The following is a 16,926-nucleotide window of genomic DNA, read 5'->3' as shown; positions in this document are numbered from 1 at the left end:
GGTGAGCTAAAACGATGCCTCTTCGCACTGCCAATACCCTCTGGCCGCCCGTTCTGCTGGGCAGCCAGTTTGTGTTTAATATCGGCTTTTACGCGGTCGTCCCCTTCCTGGCGATCTTCTTACGTGACGATATGCTGCTCTCCGGTGGGTTGATTGGGCTGGTGCTGGGGCTGCGCACCTTTTCCCAGCAGGGGATGTTTATTGTCGGCGGCGCGCTTTCAGACCGGTTTGGCGCGAAGATCGTGATCCTCAGCGGCTGCATAGTTCGTGTGGCGGGTTATCTGCTGCTGGCCTTTGGGCAATCCCTGTGGCCCGTCATTCTGGGGGCCTGTCTGACGGGCGTCGGCGGCGCGCTGTTCTCACCGTCGATAGAAGCCCTGCTGGCCAAAGCGGGAACGCAAAGCGAGGCGAAGGGTAAACGCAGCCGCGCGGAGTGGTTTGCGCTGTTTGCGGTGTGCGGTGAACTTGGCGCCGTTCTTGGCCCGGTGATGGGCGCCCTGCTGACGGGGCTGGGTTTTCGCCAGGTTGCGCTCGCTGGCGCAGGGATATTTATCGTTGCGCTGGTGGTGCTCTTTTTCTGCCTGCCCACGGCGCATCACAGCACGAAGCCGCTGAAAATTCTGCCCTGGTGGACGACGTTTCGTCAGCCGCGTTTTGTCGCCTTTATCATTGCCTACAGTTCATGGCTGTTAAGCTATAACCAGCTCTATCTGGCGCTGCCGGTGGAGATCCAGCGCGCCGGGGGTAACGAAAAAGACCTGGGTCCGCTGTTTATGCTCGCCTCGGTGCTGATCATTGTTCTGCAATTGCCCCTCGCCCGCTTCGCCCGAAAGGTTGGCGCGGTGAGGATTTTACCGGTGGGCTTTTTGCTGCTCTCCGCAGCGTTTGCCAGCGTGGCGCTTTTTGCCGCGACAGAGCCGCCGGAAGGCTGGCTGCGCCTGCTGCCCTCTGCAAGCTTTGTCACCCTTTTAACGCTTGGACAGATGCTGCTGGTGCCGTCGGCAAAAGATTTGATCCCACATTTTGCCGAGGAGTCAACGCTTGGGGCGCACTATGGCGCGCTCTCAACCGCCGGCGGCGTCGCGGTGCTGGTGGGGAATTTAGCGTCAGGCGGCCTGCTGGACAAGGCGCTGGTGCCCTCAACGCAAGCCATTTACCCCTGGCTGCTGCTGGCGGTATTTCCGCTGTGCAGCGCCGTCGCCCTGAGCGTGATTTGTCGTCCACTGCGGCGCTGAGTTGATTATTTTTTGGGCCGATATTTTTCGGGTAATTCCGGAACCGGACGGCGATCGTCGATCATATGACGGATGGTCAGAATTGGATGACGCCATAACATACGTGGCCCTGCCCAGCGCATGACCTGCTTCATCTCTTCCCGTCGGGCGGGCTGATAACAGTGCACCGGGCACTGTTTGCAGGCGGGTTTTTCCTCACCAAACACGCATTTATCCAGCCGCTTATCGGCATAAGCCTTGAGCGCCGAATAGTGCCCCTCTTCTTTTATGGCGTGCGGACACCTGTTTTCATACAGGGCGATCATTCTGGCGATCGTCTTTTTTTCTCGTGAAATACGTTTACCGGACATAACGCCGTCCTCAACAATAAAGTGCATTTATAATACCCTTTTATCTGCACATTTTCAGTCATTGCATTCCGTTTTCTGAAGCGTCCTTCCAGAATTACCCCGCCCCCCGCTGCGTTTTACTGGTATTTTATACAGGCATAAATAACCACCTTTGACCGCATTCACCGGAGAGCTTATGCAAGAGATCGCGATCGCCAAACCCTATCGTCACTTGAAAGTGGGTTACTTCAGAAAACGTCATGAAGACCGTAAAACGAAAATTCCAAAACGCTACAGCGTACACGCAGCGCTGAGCCTGAAAGGCGACTGGCTTGAGCAAGCGGGATTTACCACCAACTCGCAGGTTCGGGTGGGCGTCGAGCACGGGAAAATCATCATTGAATTAATGGCGGAAGATGCCTCGTAAAGTCGTGACTTTTTTCTGCGCCGCACCTTTTTTTCATGCGACAATAGAAGGAACAATCGGCCATTGAGCCGCTCAAAGCGTAATATTTTCAAAGAAATGGATATCATAACTCCATGAGCACAATCGACAATTTCGACGCGCATACGCCAATGATGCAGCAGTACCTGAAGCTGAAGGCCCAGCATCCGGAAATTCTGCTGTTTTACCGTATGGGCGATTTTTACGAGCTTTTTTATGACGATGCGAAACGTGCGTCTCAGCTGCTCGACATTTCCCTGACGAAACGTGGCGCGTCGGCAGGCGAGCCCATCCCGATGGCGGGTATCCCGCATCACGCGGTTGAAAACTATCTGGCGAAGCTGGTGAACCAGGGCGAGTCTGTCGCTATCTGCGAACAAATTGGCGACCCGGCCACGTCGAAAGGCCCCGTTGAGCGCAAGGTCGTGCGCATCGTCACGCCGGGAACCATCAGCGATGAGGCCCTGCTTCAGGAGCGCCAGGATAACCTGCTGGCAGCGATCTGGCAGGATGGTAAAGGGTTTGGCTACGCCACGCTTGATATCAGCTCCGGTCGTTTTCGCCTGAGTGAACCGGCAGACCGTGAAACCATGGCGGCTGAACTACAGCGCACCAATCCGGCAGAACTGCTTTATGCAGAGGATTTCGCCGAGATGGCGCTGATTGAAGGGCGCCGCGGCCTGCGTCGTCGTCCATTGTGGGAATTCGAAATTGATACCGCGCGCCAGCAGCTGAACCTGCAATTTGGCACGCGCGATTTGATTGGCTTTGGCGTAGAAAACGCCCCGCGCGGGCTGTGTGCCGCAGGCTGCCTGTTGCAGTACGTTAAGGATACGCAGCGTACCGCCCTGCCCCATATCCGTTCCATTACCATGGAGCGTCAGCAGGACAGCATCATCATGGATGCCGCCACCCGCCGCAACCTGGAGATCACTCAGAATCTCGCTGGCGGCATGGAAAATACGCTGGCGTCGGTTCTCGACAGCACGGTTACCCCCATGGGCAGCCGTATGCTCAAACGCTGGCTGCATATGCCGATCCGCAATACCGACACGCTGATCGGCCGCCAGCAAACCATTGCCGCATTGCAGGATCGTTACACCGAATTGCAGCCGGTGCTGCGTCAGGTGGGTGATCTTGAACGTATCCTGGCGCGCCTGGCCTTGCGCACCGCGCGTCCACGCGATCTCGCCCGTATGCGTCACGCGTTCCAGCAGTTGCCGGAACTGCGCGCTCAGCTGGGAGAGATCGACAGCGCGCCAGTGCAAAAGCTGCGCGAAACCATGGGCGAATTTACCGAGCTTCGCGAACTGCTGGAACGCGCCATCATTGATGCGCCGCCTGTTCTGGTGCGGGATGGCGGGGTTATTGCTCCGGGTTACAACGAAGAGCTGGACGAATGGCGTGCGCTGGCCGATGGCGCGACGGATTATCTGGATAAGCTGGAAATCCGCGAGCGTGAACGTCTGGGGCTCGACACCCTGAAAGTCGGCTACAATGCGGTACACGGTTACTATATCCAGATCAGCCGTGGGCAGAGCCACCTGGCCCCGATTCACTACGTTCGCCGCCAGACGCTGAAAAATGCCGAGCGCTACATTATTCCCGAGCTGAAAGAGTACGAAGACAAAGTGCTCACGTCGAAAGGTAAAGCGCTGGCGCTGGAGAAACAGCTGTATGACGAGCTGTTCGACATCCTGTTGCCGCACCTGGCTGACCTGCAACTGAGCGCCGCTGCCCTGGCCGAGCTGGATGTCCTGGTAAACCTGGCCGAGCGCGCCGACACGCTGAATTACACCTGTCCGACCTTCACTGACAAACCCGGCATTCGCATTACCGAAGGCCGCCACCCGGTGGTTGAGCAGGTGCTGAACGAGCCATTTATTGCCAACCCGTTGAACCTGTCACCGCAGCGAAGAATGCTGATCATTACCGGCCCCAACATGGGCGGTAAAAGTACCTATATGCGCCAGACAGCCCTTATCGCGCTGCTCGCCTACATCGGCAGCTACGTTCCGGCGCAGAAGGTTGAGATTGGCCCTATCGACCGTATCTTCACCCGTGTGGGTGCGGCGGACGATCTGGCGAGCGGTCGCTCTACCTTTATGGTCGAGATGACCGAAACCGCTAACATTCTGCATAACGCGACAGAGAACAGTCTGGTGTTGATGGACGAAGTAGGACGCGGTACCTCCACCTATGACGGCCTGTCCCTGGCCTGGGCGTGCGCGGAAAGTCTGGCAAATAAAATCAAGGCGCTGACGCTGTTCGCAACGCACTATTTCGAACTGACACAGCTGCCAGAGAAGATGGAAGGCGTGGCTAACGTCCACCTTGATGCGCTTGAGCACGGCGACACCATCGCCTTTATGCACACGGTGCAGGACGGCGCGGCAAGCAAGAGTTATGGCCTGGCCGTCGCGGCGCTGGCGGGCGTGCCAAAAGAGGTGATCAAGCGCGCGCGTCAGAAACTGCGTGAACTGGAAAGTTTGTCACCGAATGCGGCGGCGACGCAGATAGATGGTACGCAGATGTCACTGCTGGCGGTCCCGGAAGAGACCTCTCCGGCCGTGGAAGCGCTGGAAAATCTCGATCCAGACTCGCTGACGCCGCGTCAGGCGCTGGAGTGGATTTATCGGTTGAAGAGTCTGGTTTAGTTCTCTGCGGTCTTTTTTGCCGGGTGGCGGCTTCGCCTTACCCGGCCTACAAAACCCGTAGGCCCGGTAAGCGCAGCGCCACCGGGCAAAGGACCGCACGATGCTATCGCCCGGCAAGCGCAGCCGCCACCGGGCTTTTTTTACAGCAGCGGCGGGATCGTCGGCACCTGCGGCGCCTCATCAATATCCTTCTGCATCATGCGGAACGCTTCCGGGTAATGCTCGCGGCTGGTACGGCGCAGCGGTTCGGTATCGCGCCAGGTATACAGACAGTGCTGACACTGATATACCGTCCAGACACCTTTCACCGGTGATGTTGCCATCACTTCAATATGTTCATCGGCGCAACGTGGACAAATCATTTTTTCCTCCTTATTGACGTGCCGCCAGCATCGCGGTCAGTTTTTCGGCCCAGGCTTTGGTTTCAGGAAGATCCTGTACCGGCTGGCTGTAGTGACCACGGTTGTCCGGGGCAACAGGGGTGGTGGCATCAATGATCAGCTTGTCAGTGATCCCCGCCGGGCTGGAGCCGGGGTCAAGCTCGAGCACAGACATATTCGGTAGCTGCACCAGATCGCCTGCCGGATTGACCTTCGATGACAGCGCCCACATCACCTGCGGCAGGTTAAACGGATCGACATCTTCATCCACCATAATCACCATCTTCACGTAACCCAGACCGTGTGGCGTGGTCATGGCGCGGAGCCCGACCGCACGGGCAAAGCCGCCGTAACGCTTTTTAGTGGAGATAATGGCCAGCAGACCGTGGGTGTACATGGCATTCACCGCCTGCACTTCCGGGAATTCTGCCTTCAGCTGCTGATAAAGCGGTACGCAGGTGGCGGGCCCCATCAGATAATCAATTTCGGTCCACGGCATACCGAGGTAAAGGGATTCGAAAATCGGTTTGGTGCGGTAAGAAACTTTGTCGATACGCACAACCGTCATGTTGCGCCCGCCGGAGTAGTGCCCGGTAAACTCGCCGAACGGCCCTTCAATTTCACGTTTCCGGCCTTCAATCACCCCTTCCAGGATCACTTCCGACCCCCACGGCACATCGAAACCGGTCAGCGGAGCCGTCGCAATCGGATACGGGCTTTCACGTAATGCACCGGCCATCTCATACTCGGATTGATCATATTTCAGCGGCGTGGCGCCCATCAGGGTGATGATCGGATCGTTACCCAGCGTAATGGCAACAGGCAGGTCTTCGCCGCGCTCTTCTGCCTTATGCAGATGCAGCGCAATATCGTGCATCGGCACCGGTTGCAGGCCGAGCTTACGCTTGCCCTTCACTTCCATACGGTAGATCCCGACGTTCTGCTTGCCGAAGTGATCGGGGTCGAGCGGATCGCGGGAGACAACGCACGCTTTATCGAGATAAAAGCCTCCGTCACCGTCGTTCAGGCGGAACAGCGGCAGAATGTCGAACAGATTGATGTCTTCCCCGTCCACCGTGTTCTGCGCCCAGGCCGGGTTTGCACGACGCTCTGGCGCGACGGGAAATTTGTCCCAGCGACGAATAAACTCGTCGATCTGTTTTTTCACCGGGGTATTCGCTGGCAGCCCCATCGAGATGGCGTGGTTTTGCCACGAGCCGATAGTGTTCATCACCACACGGGCATCGGTGAAGCCGCGAATATTATCGAACCACAGCGCAGGCGCGCCATCGCCAATGCGCCCGGTAGCGTTGGCGGCCGCCGCTAAATCCGGCTCAGCGTTTACCTCTTCCTCAATTTTCAGCAGCTGCCCTTGCTCATCGAGCGCCTGCAAGAAGCTTCTCAAATCATCAAATGCCATCTTTATTCTCCTGTGAAAAATGTTTCGCTGCCTGCAAACCTTCCCAGCGCCGGGCTTTTTTATGCTCCAGACCGAACTGGTCGAGAACGCGGGTCACAATATGCTGGGTAATGTCATCGGCGGTTTGCGGGTGGTTGTAGTACGCAGGCATAGGCGGCACCATCGCCACGCCCATGCGGGAAAGGGCAAGCATGTTCTCGAGATGGATGGTGCTGAGCGGCGTCTCACGGGGAACCAGCACCAGCTTGCGTCCCTCTTTCAGCACCACGTCTGCCGCACGCCCTACCAGCCCTTCGGCGTAGCCCGCGCGGATACCCGCCAGCGTTTTCATACTGCACGGGATGACGATCATGCCGTCGGTGCGAAACGAGCCGGAGGAGATGGTGGCAGCCTGATCGGCCGGGCTATGGACGACATCCGCCAGTGCAGCAACGTCATGCGCAGTGAAGGGCGTTTCCAGCTCAATCGTGGTTTTTGCCCACTTCGACATCACCAGATGCGTTTCCACCTCCGGCATTTCCCGCAGCGCCTGCAACAACGCCACGCCTAATGGCGCACCCGTCGCGCCCGTCATTCCCACAATTAATCTCATTCAGCACCTCAATTAGTTTGTTCGTATACGAACATATTAATTAAACTACGCCTTGATCCTGCTGCTGACAAGATCGTTCGCATACGATCACACTAATCGCTAAAAAACTCTCGCGTTAAAATTCAGCCCGAGAGCGGCTATCATAGAGGGAGTATTTTTCCGTCGGAGTGTCCATGGAGTTAAGACAAGAAGCTTTTCACCTGCTACGTCAGCTTTTTCAACAGCATACCGCCCAGTGGCAGCACGCATTGCCGGAGCTGACCAAGCCACAATATGCGGTGATGCGGTCAATTGCTGAAAATCCTGGCATTGAGCAGGTTGCCCTGACAGAAGTCGCGGTGAGCACCAAAGCGACGCTGGCAGAAATGCTGAGCCGCATGGAAGCACGCGGCCTGGTCAGGCGCGAGCACGATCCGGCAGACAAACGCCGTCGGTTTGTCTTTCTGACGGCCGAAGGTGAGGCCCTGCTTGAGAGCAGTAAACCGATTGGAAATGAGGTGGATGAGGCGTTTTTAGGGCGCCTTAACGGCGCGGAACGAGAGCAATTTTCAGCGCTCATTAAAAAGATGATGCAGGGTTAAGTAACCCTGACGCGCATAAAATCAATAAATGTTCGCACTTTCGCGGGCACATGCCGGGCATCAGGATAAACGGCATAGATGCCCTGCTGAGCGAACGTGTACGCCGGTAACAGCGAGACCAGTTCCCCCGCATCCAGTGCGTTTCGCACCAGCCACTCCGGCAGCAGCGCCACTCCACATCCCGCGAGGGCAAAAGCCTTCAGCGCCTGGGCGCTGTCTGCATACAGGCGCGGCGCTTTCTTGATCTCAAAGGAAACCGGATGCCGATCAACGCCTCTCACCTGCCAGCGCAGCGGCGAGGTTAAACGCTCGTGAATGATCCAGTCCGCTTCCGCCAGCTGCTCCAGCGAGTCAACCGGATGGTTTGCCAGCCAGCCTGGCGTTGCCACGGGCAGGATGGTGAAGGAGGTCATCAACGCGGCGTGGTAGCGAGAATCTGCAAGCGTGCCGAGCCGGATAGCGACATCGAAGCGCTCGGCGATAAGATCGGCATGCAAAGAGGACGAGACATGCCGTATGCGGAGGTCCGGGTGCAGCTGGCTAAATTCTGCCAGCAAAGGCACCACCACCTGCGAACCATATTCGGGCGTGGTGGTGATCCGCAGTTCTCCCGTCAGCCCGGCGTGGTTGGCGCGAACGTCATCCTGCAATCGCTCTGCATCCCGTAACAGCATCACGCTTCGTTGATGAAAAAGCTTCCCCGCCTCGGTCAGCGTCAGGCGTCGGGTGGTTCGCAGCAACAGGGTGACGCCCAGCTCCTCTTCAAGCTGACGAATATGAAAGCTGACCACCGCTTTTGTCAGCCCCATCGCCTCCGCCGCAGCGGTGAAACTGCCGGTGTCCGCAACGGCGATAAACATTGCCGTACGCTGTAAATTAAGCATCGCTTGCCTGGTTAACTGTCAAAATAATGTTGACAGTATATCGTGGTTTGTCGCGTTTATCCGTAACGCGCGGGCCGATACGATACGCCACCTCACCGGAGGAACTTCCATGACGTATCGCAGCAAAATCGCCGTCGTCTTTCTGCTCGGCTTTTTCCTTGATTTGATAAACATGTTTATTGCCAGCGTCGCCTTTCCGGCGATGGCTCGCGCTTTCAATACCACACCTTCCGCGCTTGCCTGGGTAAGTAACGGATACATTGCCGGGCTGACGCTAGTCATCCCTTTCAGCAGTATCCTGACGCGCCGCGTCGGGCCGAAACGCGTTATCCTGCTCTCACTGCTTCTCTTTAGCGCGGCCTCCGTTGCGGCGGGTCTCTCCTCTTCGCTGGAAAGTCTGATTGCCTGGCGAGTCGTACAGGGCGCCGGAGGGGGGTTACTGATCCCGGTTGGTCAGGCGCTGACCTGGCAACAGTTTAAGCCTCATGAGAGGGCCAGACTCTCCTCGGCGGTGATGCTGGTCGCACTGCTTGCCCCCGCGTGCTCACCGGCTGTGGGCGGCATGCTGGTTCAGACATTCAGCTGGCGCTGGATATTTTTTGCGACCCTGCCCGTCGCCATTATCACTTTTGCTTTGGCCTGCGCGTGGCTTAAAACAGAATCGTCGCCAATAAATACCACCAGGGCAGTAAACCTGTCTTTGCTGACGGATCCGCTGTTGCGCTTATCCATGCTTATCTATGTATGCGTACCCGGCATCTTTATTGGCGTGAACGTAACGGGCATGTATTACCTCCAGAGCGAGGCCAATATGACACCCGCCGCAACGGGCATGCTTATGCTGCCGTGGTCTGTGGCTTCGTTTTTGGCTATCACCGCGACAGGACGCTATTTCAACCGTATCGGCCCCCGGCCGCTGGTGATCATCGGTTGCCTTTTGCAGGCGACGGGCATTCTGCTTTTAGTTAACGTCGGCCCGGCTATGCTGTTACCTGCCGTTGCATTTACGTTGATGGGCGCGGGGGGAAGTCTTTGCAGCAGTACGGCTCAGAGCAGCGCGTTTTTGACGATGCGACCGGAAGATATGCCCGATGCCAGCGCGCTATGGAATCTGAATCGTCAGTTGAGCTTTTTTGCAGGCGCCCTGCTGCTGGCGCAGGCGCTGAGCTTCATGCAGGATTATCTCGCGCCGCTGGCCGCCTGGCACGGGATGTTTGTTTTTGCCGCAGTCATCACCCTGCTGCCCGTACTGTACGTCTACCGTCTTAACAACACGCAGTTACTTGCGCAACTGCAACAGGAGCAACCATGACCCATTTCGAACAAGAGATCCTCGACATTCACGTCGCCCTTGAAAACTGGTTAGGGGCAGGCGAAGGCGATCGGGACGCCCTGCTCGCCCGTTTCCGTCCGGATTTTCTGATGGTTCCCCCGAGTGGCAACCCTTTAGATCATCACGCGCTTGCCCAATTTTTATATGCGCAGCGGGGAACCCGCCCCGGGCTCAGGATCGACATTGATGCGTTAACAACGCTTCAGGCATGGGACAACGGCGCGGTGCTCCATTACCGGGAGACGCAAACCCGACCAGGCCAGCTCGTCAACGTGCGCTGGTCAACCGCGGTGCTTAATCAGGAAGGGGATAACATCACCTGGCGTTTGCTGCACGAAACGGCGCAGCCGTAAGGCATAAAAAAGGCCCGTCTCACGACGGGCCTTTTCTGACGAATGGTTGCTTACTCGCGGAACAGCGCTTCGATATTCAGACCTTGCCCTTGCAGGATTTCACGCAGGCGGCGTAGGCCTTCAACCTGAATCTGACGAACACGTTCACGGGTCAGGCCAATCTCACGGCCGACGTCTTCCAGTGTCGCAGCTTCATACCCCAGTAAACCGAAACGACGTGCCAGCACTTCACGCTGTTTAGCGTTCAGTTCGAACAGCCATTTGACGATGCTCTGTTTCATGTCATCGTCCTGCGTGGTGTCTTCCGGGCCGTTGTCTTTTTCATCGGCCAGGATGTCCAGCAGCGCTTTTTCGGAGTCGCCACCCAGCGGGGTGTCAACCGAGGTAATGCGCTCGTTGAGACGCAGCATACGGCTTACGTCATCAACCGGTTTGTCGAGTTGCTCTGCAATCTCTTCCGCACTTGGCTCGTGGTCCAGTTTATGGGACAACTCGCGCGCGGTACGCAGATAAACATTCAACTCTTTGACGATGTGGATCGGCAGTCGAATCGTACGGGTCTGGTTCATAATAGCCCGTTCGATGGTCTGACGAATCCACCAGGTCGCGTAGGTTGAGAAACGGAACCCGCGTTCCGGGTCAAACTTCTCAACTGCGCGGATGAGACCTAAGTTGCCCTCTTCAATCAGATCCAGCAGAGCCAGACCACGATTGCCGTAACGGCGGGCAATTTTCACGACCAGTCGCAGGTTACTTTCGATCATGCGACGACGCGAGGCAACATCACCACGCAAAGCACGACGTGCGAAATAGACTTCTTCTTCGGCCGTTAGCAGTGGGGAGTAACCAATCACCCCAAGGTAAAGCTGAGTCGCGTCCAGCACACGCTGTGTGGCACCCTGCGATAACAGCTCTTCTTCAGCCAAATCGTTATCACTGGGTTCCTCTTCTACTAAGGCTTTTTCGTCAAAAGCCTCTGCTCCGTTCTCATCAAATTCCGCGTCTTCATTTAAATCATGAACTTTCAGCGTATTCTGACTCATAAGGTGGCTCCTACCCGTGATCCCTGGACGAGACACCTTGGCTGGCATGCCCCGTCAATTTATCGCTGCGGTAAATATTGCAGCGGGTTTACGGATTTCCCCTTGTAACGAATTTCAAAATGCAAGCGTGTAGAACTGGTTCCGGTGCTACCCATGGTAGCGATTTTTTGCCCCGCCTTAACTTCTTGTTGTTCCCGGACCAGCATAGTGTCGTTATGGGCGTAGGCACTCAGGTAATCATCATTATGTTTGATGATAATAAGATTACCGTAACCGCGCAGTGCGTTACCGGCATAGACAACGCGCCCGTCTGCGGTCGCGATGATTGCCTGTCCTTTACTGCCTGCGATATCGATCCCTTTGTTGCCCCCCTCAGAGGTAGCGAAGTTCTCGATAATCTTGCCGTCAGTTGGCCAGCGCCAGGTGGTGATTGACGAGCTGGCATTCTGACTGCTTGCAGTCGGTACAGTAGAGCTAACCACAGGTGCCGTAGTCGGTGCTGTGACAACAGTCGCAGTACCTTTATTATTCGGCAACATTTTGTTAGCACTCTGATCACCTGAATCCTCAGAATACGTAATTACAGGTTGTGAAGCAACCACCGTGGTGGTTTTTTGTGCAGGGGTGACGCTGTTATTTTGCGCAGTTACGTCGGCCGCTGAAACGGTATTGCCTGGCGTAAGCGGTGTCCCCGTCGCGTTGCCAACCTGAAGCGTTTGCCCAACTTCCAGAGCGTACGGGGCCTGGACGTTGTTTCGCTGTGCCAGATCGCGGAAATCGTTCCCGGTGATCCAGGCAATATAGAACAACGTATCGCCGCGCTTCACGGTATAGGTGCTGCCGCCGGTATAGCTACCTTTCGGAATGTTCCCATACTTACGGTTATACACTATGCGGCCATTTTCGGTCTGAACAGGCTGATCCACTGGCTGAATCTGCGAAGGCTGCGTAACTGGACGCTGAACCGGCTGGATCTGCGGAGTTTGCTGCGCCGTGGACGTGCCCATTTTAGGCGGAGGGGTAATCAACATTCCGCTGGACGTGTTACCCGAGCCGCTGGTTCCATTGACGGAACTGACGGGCGCAGGTGCATTGTCAGAACTTGTACAGCCTGCCAGCCAGAGCGAAACCAGTGATAATGCCGCAACACGGCTGATGGTGAATTTTGGGCTTCCCGCGCTCATTTATCCCCCAGGAATGTGTTAACTACCAGTGACTTAAAAATAACCGTGATGGCACGAACCTATCGCGCCACACCATACGCTGAATTTGCCTTAATAACCCTGGAAAAATCCGAGTCTCAGGCCAGCTCGCCCTTAACCAGGGGCACAAAGCGCACGGCTTCCACGGTATCGATAATAAACTCGCCGCCGCGTCGACGAACGCGCTTTAAAAGCTGCTGCTCATCGCCAACGGGCAAAACCAGAATGCCGCCCTCGTCCAGCTGCGAGAGAAGTGCAGCGGGGATTTCAGGTGGCGCTGCCGTGACTATGATGGCGTCAAACGGGGCGCGAGCCTGCCAACCCTGCCATCCATCGCCGTGGCGTGTCGATACATTATGTAAATCAAGCTGTTTCAGGCGACGGCGCGCCTGCCACTGCAAGCCTTTAATCCGTTCCACGGAACAGACATGGTGCACGAGGTGGGCCAGGATCGCGGTCTGATACCCTGAACCGGTGCCAATTTCCAGCACCCGGGAGTCTGGCGTTAACTCCAGAAGCTCCGTCATACGCGCCACCATGTAAGGCTGCGAAATCGTCTGGCCTTGCCCGATGGGCAGCGCCACGTTTTCCCACGCTTTGTGTTCAAACGCCTCATCTACAAACTTCTCACGGGGAACCTGGGCAAGCGCATCCAGCACCTGCTCGTTGGCGATCCCCTGTGCGCGTAATTGTTCCAGAAGAGTTTGTACACGTTTACTTACCATTGCGCGTTCACTCCGACCCGATCTAACCAGTCCGACACCACATCATGCGCGCTATAAGCGGTTAAATCTACGTGCAACGGCGTAACGGAAACGTAACCCTCATCCACCGCAGCGAAGTCGGTGTCTGGCCCGGCATCGCATTTATCTCCCGGCGGACCGATCCAGTACAGGGTATTGCCGCGCGGATCCTGCTGGGGAATAACCTGATCGGCAGGATGGCGACTGCCGCAGCGCGTCACGCGGATCCCTTTGATCTCGTCCAGCGGGAGATCCGGCACGTTAATATTGAGGATACGTCCGGTACGCAGCGGCTCGCGGCCAAGCGCACGGAGAATGGAGCAGGTCACCGCAGCGGCAGTGTCATAGTGGGTGTGGCCGTTTAACGAGACCGCCAGCGCCGGGAAACCCAGGTGACGCCCTTCCATCGCCGCGGCCACGGTGCCGGAGTAAATCACATCATCGCCAAGATTTGGCCCGGCATTGATGCCGGAGACCACAACATCCGGCCGCGGGCGCATCAGCGCATTTACGCCCAGAAACACGCAGTCGGTCGGCGTCCCCATCTGGACGGCAATATCGCCATTCTCAAAGGTAAAGGTGCGAAGTGAAGACTCCAGCGTCAATGAGTTAGACGCGCCACTGCGGTTACGATCGGGAGCCACGACCTGCACATCCGCAAACTCACGGAGGTGTTTCGCCAGCGTCTGAATACCTGGCGCATGGATCCCGTCATCGTTACTCAGCAATATTCGCATAATCACCCGACGTGTTGATAAGTTCCCTGACAACACTGGTGGCAAAGCTACCTGCCGGCAGCCAGAAGCGTAACTCGACGGTCACGTCATCCCACCAGTTCCAGCTCAGCTGTTGCGGGTAGAGGAGCATCGCACGGCGCGCCGCCTCGACTTTTTCCCGCACCAGCAATGATTGTAATTCTGGCGCATCCGCCACCGCTGACTGCTCAGCGGCCAGCGCCTCGCCCTGGGTTCCCCAGTCGCCTGAGCCCGGCAAGGCGGCGGTAATCATCAGCGCTTTAGCGTCCACGCGCGACTGGGCATCGGCCATCTCATCGGCCGTTGCCACAAACCAGCTTCCGCGTCCCGCTAATTGTAGCGCATCGCCGACAACAACTTGATTCGCGTCCGGTTTTTTCAGCCGTTCGCTCACAATCTGATTAAACAACGCACTGCGGGCCGCCGACAACCAAAAACTGCGTTTATTCCTGTCGCGTACCGGCGCACTGCTTTGCGCCCAGCGCAGCGCGCCCATAAGGTTGCTGCCACCAATGCCAAAGCGCTGTGCGCCAAAATAGTTTGGCACGCCGCGTTCGTTAATGGCCTTCAGGCGTTTTTCGACGTCATCGCGGTCGGTCACTTCACGCAGCACCAGCGTGAAATCGTTGCCTTTCAACGCTCCCGGACGCAATTTGCGTTTGTGGCGGGCATACTCCAGTACCTTACAGCCCTCAAGCTCAAATTTGCTTAAATCGGGCATGGCATTGCCGGGCACGCGGGCGCAAAGCCACTGTTCGGTCACGGCATGTTTATCTTTTTGACCGGCAAAGCTCACTTCGCGGGCGTGGATTTTGAGGAATTTTGCCAGCGCGTCCGCCACGAAGCGGGTGTTGCAGCCGTTTTTCAGAATGCGCACCAGGATGTGCTCGCCTTCGCCGTCCGGCTCAAACCCCAGATCTTCCACTACCACGAAATCTTCAGGGTTGGCTTTCAGCAGCCCCTTGCCCTGCGGTTTACCGTGCAGATACGTCAGGTTGTCGAAATCCGTCATTTGGCCGCCTTCACCAGCAGCGCCACGGCTTCACAGGCAATGCCTTCGCCACGACCGGTAAAGCCCAGCTTCTCCGTGGTAGTCGCTTTGACATTGACGTCGTCCATATGGCAGCCCAGATCTTCAGCGATAAACACGCGCATCTGAGGGATGTGCGGCAGCATCTTCGGTGCCTGAGCAATGATCGTCACATCCACGTTGCCGAGGGTGTAGCCTTTGGCCTGAATACGACGCCAGGCTTCGCGCAGCAGTTCGCGGCTGTCTGCGCCTTTAAAAGCAGGATCGGTGTCCGGGAACAGTTTGCCAATGTCGCCCAGCGCGGCGGCACCCAGCAGCGCGTCGGTCAGCGCATGCAGCGCCACGTCGCCATCAGAATGCGCCAGCAGACCTTTTTCGTAAGGAATGCGCACGCCGCCAATGATAATTGGGCCAACGCCGCCAAAGGCGTGTACATCAAAACCGTGTCCAATACGCATTATGCCTTCTCCTGAGGGGTCGTACGGGTAAGATAAAATTCCGCGAGCTGTAAGTCTTCCGGGCGCGTCACTTTTATATTATCAGCGCGCCCTTCAACAAGCGTTGGGTGAAAACCGCAATACTCCAGCGCCGAGGCTTCGTCCGTAATGGTCGCACCTTCTTTAAGCGCACGCGTTAAGCAGTCGTGGAGTAATTCGCGGGGAAAAAATTGTGGCGTCAGCGCGTGCCAGAGATCGACGCGCTCGACGGTGTGGGCAATCGCCGGTTTACCCGGTTCGGCACGCTTCATGGTGTCACGCACCGGGGCGGCCAGAATGCCGCCCACGTTACTGGTTTCACTCAGGGCCAGCAGACGTGACAGATCGTCGTGATGCAGACAGGGACGCGCGGCATCGTGCACCAGCACCCACTGCGCGTTCCCGGCAGCCTGAATACCCGCCAGAACAGAGTCGGCCCGCTCGGCGCCGCCGTCAACAACGGTAATCTGAGGATGATTTGCCAGCGGGAGCTGTGCAAAACGCGCATCGCCGGGGCTGATGGCAATAACCACGCGTTTCACCCGGGCATGCGCCAGCAGCGCTGCCACGGCGTGCTCGAGGATCGTTTTATCGCCAATTGAGAGGTACTGCTTAGGACATTCTGTCTGCATGCGCCGGCCAAAACCTGCGGCCGGCACCACGGCACAGACGTCTGAAAAAGTTGCTGCCATGTCGTAATCCTGGGCCTGATTATCGATTGTTTTGTGCGGAGCCCTGATTGCGTTTAGACGCATCCGGAACCAGGCGATAAAACGTTTCGCCCGGCTTAGTCATACTGAGTTCATTGCGTGCGCGTTCCTCAATCGCCTCCTGGCCGCCATTGAGGTCATCAATTTCAGCAAAAAGTTGATCGTTACGCGCTTTAAGTTTGGCGTTTGTAGCCTGCTGTGCCGCGACGTCATCGCTTACCCGGCTGTAGTCGTGCAGTCCGTTTTTGCCGAACCACAGCGAATATTGCAGCCAGACCAGCAAAGCCAGCAACAGCAGCGTTAGTTTACCCATCCTGCCCCCTGAAAAAACGGCATCATCATCCCATAACTTTCCGCTGGACTCTACTGCGGGGTTTTAATTATGCCGTAAGTTAGCCCATCAGCCATAAAAACAGCAGGCCAAAGATGACCACAACGGTGGCGATAGTGATGAGCGTACTATACAGGAGCTTGCCGTTGAAAAGGGAGTGCAGCGCCACGCCCACAACCACCGCAACGGGCATCAGCGCCAGAAAGAAAGGCCAGGTATAGAGGAAGAAAAAGAGGGTGTTACCACCGTAGATCAAAAACGGGATACCCAGCGCCAGTAGCCACGATACGAAGCCGACTATCGCCCCAGGGAAGGACCAGGTCGTTTCGTCGTCGGTCGTTAACGGTTCCGACCCGGTGGTAATCATGTAGTTTTCACTGTTGCGCATAGCTAATCCTGTGACCGTGACTCATCGCTCGGGAAGACA

At 56.8% G+C, this 16,926-nt stretch carries 21 protein-coding genes; 7 read left to right on the top strand and 14 right to left on the bottom strand.

Going from position 1 to position 16,926, the window contains the following annotated elements:
• The first annotated feature begins 14 nt into the window (after positions 1-14).
• A complete protein-coding gene (locus tag RHN82_RS14675; RefSeq protein WP_047050137.1) occupies positions 15-1,235 on the top strand; it encodes an MFS transporter in 1,221 nt (406 codons plus the stop codon).
• Positions 1,236-1,240: 5 nt separating this feature from the next.
• Here RHN82_RS14675 and RHN82_RS14670 read toward each other — a convergent pair whose 3' ends face one another.
• Entirely contained in the window at positions 1,241-1,585 is a 345-nt protein-coding gene (locus RHN82_RS14670) for a nitrous oxide-stimulated promoter family protein (RefSeq protein WP_072203535.1), read from the bottom strand.
• A gap of 175 nt (positions 1,586-1,760) precedes the next feature.
• Between RHN82_RS14670 and RHN82_RS14665 the strand changes: the two genes are divergently transcribed.
• Together RHN82_RS14665 and mutS are read left to right on the top strand one after the other, a co-directional pair.
• Positions 1,761-1,991, top strand: a complete 231-nt coding sequence (locus RHN82_RS14665) for a SymE family type I addiction module toxin (protein ID WP_003862120.1) — start codon at positions 1,761-1,763, stop codon at positions 1,989-1,991.
• Positions 1,992-2,104: 113 nt separating this feature from the next.
• Entirely contained in the window at positions 2,105-4,666 is a 2,562-nt protein-coding gene (mutS, locus tag RHN82_RS14660; RefSeq protein ID WP_048982056.1) for a DNA mismatch repair protein MutS, read from the top strand.
• 140 nt (positions 4,667-4,806) lie between these two features.
• On the opposite strand, the gene RHN82_RS14655 is transcribed toward mutS, so the two are convergent.
• Genes RHN82_RS14655 through RHN82_RS14645 form a run of 3 tightly spaced genes read right to left on the bottom strand, consistent with a single transcriptional unit; the run spans position 4,807 to position 7,058 of the window.
• Entirely contained in the window at positions 4,807-5,028 is a 222-nt protein-coding gene (locus tag RHN82_RS14655) for a non-oxidative hydroxyarylic acid decarboxylases subunit D (RefSeq protein WP_047050167.1), read from the bottom strand.
• Positions 5,029-5,038: 10 nt separating this feature from the next.
• The gene (locus RHN82_RS14650; protein WP_047050169.1) at positions 5,039-6,466 is read right to left on the bottom strand and encodes a non-oxidative hydroxyarylic acid decarboxylases subunit C; all 1,428 of its coding nucleotides are present in this window, start codon (positions 6,464-6,466) and stop codon (positions 5,039-5,041) included.
• The gene (locus RHN82_RS14645; protein WP_003862111.1) at positions 6,456-7,058 is read right to left on the bottom strand and encodes a non-oxidative hydroxyarylic acid decarboxylases subunit B; all 603 of its coding nucleotides are present in this window, start codon (positions 7,056-7,058) and stop codon (positions 6,456-6,458) included. The genes RHN82_RS14650 and RHN82_RS14645 overlap by 11 nt, the downstream gene beginning before the upstream one ends.
• Before the next feature lie 173 nt (positions 7,059-7,231).
• On the opposite strand from RHN82_RS14645, the gene RHN82_RS14640 reads away from it, so the two are divergent.
• Positions 7,232-7,639, top strand: coding sequence for a MarR family winged helix-turn-helix transcriptional regulator (locus RHN82_RS14640; RefSeq protein ID WP_022651767.1), 408 nt, complete (start codon positions 7,232-7,234; stop codon positions 7,637-7,639).
• Here RHN82_RS14640 and RHN82_RS14635 read toward each other — a convergent pair.
• A complete protein-coding gene (locus tag RHN82_RS14635; RefSeq protein ID WP_047050170.1) occupies positions 7,636-8,523 on the bottom strand; it encodes a LysR family transcriptional regulator in 888 nt (295 codons plus the stop codon). The two genes, RHN82_RS14640 and RHN82_RS14635, sit on opposite strands and share 4 nt — an antisense overlap.
• Before the next feature lie 109 nt (positions 8,524-8,632).
• Here RHN82_RS14635 and RHN82_RS14630 point away from each other — a divergent pair, with 109 nt between their 5' ends.
• Complete coding sequence (locus tag RHN82_RS14630) at positions 8,633-9,835, top strand: MFS transporter (RefSeq protein WP_047050171.1); 1,203 nt, start codon at positions 8,633-8,635, stop codon at positions 9,833-9,835.
• Positions 9,832-10,209, top strand: coding sequence for a DUF4440 domain-containing protein (locus tag RHN82_RS14625; RefSeq protein ID WP_047050172.1), 378 nt, complete (start codon positions 9,832-9,834; stop codon positions 10,207-10,209). Before RHN82_RS14630 ends, RHN82_RS14625 begins: the two co-directional genes overlap by 4 nt.
• Positions 10,210-10,259: 50 nt before the next feature.
• Here the strand turns inward: RHN82_RS14625 and rpoS are convergent, their stop codons facing one another.
• The gene (rpoS, locus tag RHN82_RS14620; RefSeq protein WP_310398346.1) at positions 10,260-11,252 is read right to left on the bottom strand and encodes an RNA polymerase sigma factor RpoS; all 993 of its coding nucleotides are present in this window, start codon (positions 11,250-11,252) and stop codon (positions 10,260-10,262) included.
• Positions 11,253-11,311: 59 nt separating this feature from the next.
• Positions 11,312-12,385 carry a murein hydrolase activator NlpD gene (nlpD, locus tag RHN82_RS14615; protein ID WP_223259309.1) on the bottom strand — a complete coding sequence of 358 codons (1,074 nt, stop codon included), beginning with the start codon at positions 12,383-12,385 and terminating at the stop codon, positions 11,312-11,314.
• On the opposite strand from nlpD, the gene RHN82_RS14610 reads away from it, so the two are divergent.
• A complete protein-coding gene (locus tag RHN82_RS14610) occupies positions 12,318-12,458 on the top strand; it encodes a peptidase (protein ID WP_223230135.1) in 141 nt (46 codons plus the stop codon). The two genes, nlpD and RHN82_RS14610, sit on opposite strands and share 68 nt — an antisense overlap.
• A 94-nt stretch (positions 12,459-12,552) precedes the next feature.
• On the opposite strand, the gene RHN82_RS14605 is transcribed toward RHN82_RS14610, so the two are convergent.
• The 7 genes from RHN82_RS14605 to RHN82_RS14575 all read right to left on the bottom strand — a co-directional run bounded on the left by RHN82_RS14605 (position 12,553) and on the right by RHN82_RS14575 (position 16,887).
• Positions 12,553-13,179 carry a protein-L-isoaspartate(D-aspartate) O-methyltransferase gene (locus RHN82_RS14605; RefSeq protein ID WP_015571709.1) on the bottom strand — a complete coding sequence of 209 codons (627 nt, stop codon included), beginning with the start codon at positions 13,177-13,179 and terminating at the stop codon, positions 12,553-12,555.
• On the bottom strand, positions 13,173-13,934 hold the full coding sequence (gene surE / locus RHN82_RS14600; protein ID WP_017382816.1) for a 5'/3'-nucleotidase SurE: 762 nt from the start codon (positions 13,932-13,934) through the stop codon (positions 13,173-13,175). The genes RHN82_RS14605 and surE overlap by 7 nt, the downstream gene beginning before the upstream one ends.
• The gene (gene truD / locus RHN82_RS14595; protein ID WP_047050175.1) at positions 13,915-14,964 is read right to left on the bottom strand and encodes a tRNA pseudouridine(13) synthase TruD; all 1,050 of its coding nucleotides are present in this window, start codon (positions 14,962-14,964) and stop codon (positions 13,915-13,917) included. Before truD ends, surE begins: the two co-directional genes overlap by 20 nt.
• Positions 14,961-15,440 (bottom strand): 2-C-methyl-D-erythritol 2,4-cyclodiphosphate synthase, encoded by a 480-nt coding sequence (gene ispF / locus RHN82_RS14590; protein ID WP_003862097.1) that lies wholly within the window; start codon positions 15,438-15,440, stop codon positions 14,961-14,963. Before ispF ends, truD begins: the two co-directional genes overlap by 4 nt.
• Entirely contained in the window at positions 15,440-16,150 is a 711-nt protein-coding gene (gene ispD, locus RHN82_RS14585; protein ID WP_017692759.1) for a 2-C-methyl-D-erythritol 4-phosphate cytidylyltransferase, read from the bottom strand. The genes ispF and ispD overlap by 1 nt, the downstream gene beginning before the upstream one ends.
• Before the next feature lie 19 nt (positions 16,151-16,169).
• Positions 16,170-16,481 (bottom strand): cell division protein FtsB, encoded by a 312-nt coding sequence (gene ftsB / locus RHN82_RS14580; protein ID WP_003862095.1) that lies wholly within the window; start codon positions 16,479-16,481, stop codon positions 16,170-16,172.
• A gap of 79 nt (positions 16,482-16,560) precedes the next feature.
• Positions 16,561-16,887, bottom strand: a complete 327-nt coding sequence (locus RHN82_RS14575) for a DUF3561 family protein (protein WP_006811767.1) — start codon at positions 16,885-16,887, stop codon at positions 16,561-16,563.
• Positions 16,888-16,926 lie beyond the last annotated feature (39 nt).

This window comes from Enterobacter cloacae complex sp. EB5, assembly GCF_031432835.1.
GTDB classification, from domain to species: domain Bacteria; phylum Pseudomonadota; class Gammaproteobacteria; order Enterobacterales; family Enterobacteriaceae; genus Enterobacter; species Enterobacter hormaechei_C.
This window is presented reverse-complemented; position numbering and strand designations above follow the sequence as displayed.

Bases quoted from the DNA above. Each gene is read 5' to 3' on its own strand.
- truD (WP_047050175.1), bottom strand. From the start codon at position 14,964: ATGACGGATTTCGACAACCTGACGTATCTGCACGGTAAACCGCAGGGC.
- RHN82_RS14605 (WP_015571709.1), bottom strand. From the start codon at position 13,179: ATGGTAAGTAAACGTGTACAAACTCTTCTGGAACAATTACGCGCACAG.
- RHN82_RS14635 (WP_047050170.1), bottom strand. From the start codon at position 8,523: ATGCTTAATTTACAGCGTACGGCAATGTTTATCGCCGTTGCGGACACC.
- mutS (WP_048982056.1), top strand. From the start codon at position 2,105: ATGAGCACAATCGACAATTTCGACGCGCATACGCCAATGATGCAGCAG.
- RHN82_RS14655 (WP_047050167.1), bottom strand. From the start codon at position 5,028: ATGATTTGTCCACGTTGCGCCGATGAACATATTGAAGTGATGGCAACA.
- RHN82_RS14575 (WP_006811767.1), bottom strand. From the start codon at position 16,887: ATGCGCAACAGTGAAAACTACATGATTACCACCGGGTCGGAACCGTTA.
- RHN82_RS14665 (WP_003862120.1), top strand. From the start codon at position 1,761: ATGCAAGAGATCGCGATCGCCAAACCCTATCGTCACTTGAAAGTGGGT.
- RHN82_RS14625 (WP_047050172.1), top strand. From the start codon at position 9,832: ATGACCCATTTCGAACAAGAGATCCTCGACATTCACGTCGCCCTTGAA.
- RHN82_RS14670 (WP_072203535.1), bottom strand. From the start codon at position 1,585: ATGTCCGGTAAACGTATTTCACGAGAAAAAAAGACGATCGCCAGAATG.
- RHN82_RS14630 (WP_047050171.1), top strand. From the start codon at position 8,633: ATGACGTATCGCAGCAAAATCGCCGTCGTCTTTCTGCTCGGCTTTTTC.
- rpoS (WP_310398346.1), bottom strand. From the start codon at position 11,252: ATGAGTCAGAATACGCTGAAAGTTCATGATTTAAATGAAGACGCGGAA.
- surE (WP_017382816.1), bottom strand. From the start codon at position 13,934: ATGCGAATATTGCTGAGTAACGATGACGGGATCCATGCGCCAGGTATT.
- RHN82_RS14645 (WP_003862111.1), bottom strand. From the start codon at position 7,058: ATGAGATTAATTGTGGGAATGACGGGCGCGACGGGTGCGCCATTAGGC.
- ispF (WP_003862097.1), bottom strand. From the start codon at position 15,440: ATGCGTATTGGACACGGTTTTGATGTACACGCCTTTGGCGGCGTTGGC.
- ispD (WP_017692759.1), bottom strand. From the start codon at position 16,150: ATGGCAGCAACTTTTTCAGACGTCTGTGCCGTGGTGCCGGCCGCAGGT.
- ftsB (WP_003862095.1), bottom strand. From the start codon at position 16,481: ATGGGTAAACTAACGCTGCTGTTGCTGGCTTTGCTGGTCTGGCTGCAA.
- RHN82_RS14675 (WP_047050137.1), top strand. From the start codon at position 15: ATGCCTCTTCGCACTGCCAATACCCTCTGGCCGCCCGTTCTGCTGGGC.
- RHN82_RS14650 (WP_047050169.1), bottom strand. From the start codon at position 6,466: ATGGCATTTGATGATTTGAGAAGCTTCTTGCAGGCGCTCGATGAGCAA.
- RHN82_RS14640 (WP_022651767.1), top strand. From the start codon at position 7,232: ATGGAGTTAAGACAAGAAGCTTTTCACCTGCTACGTCAGCTTTTTCAA.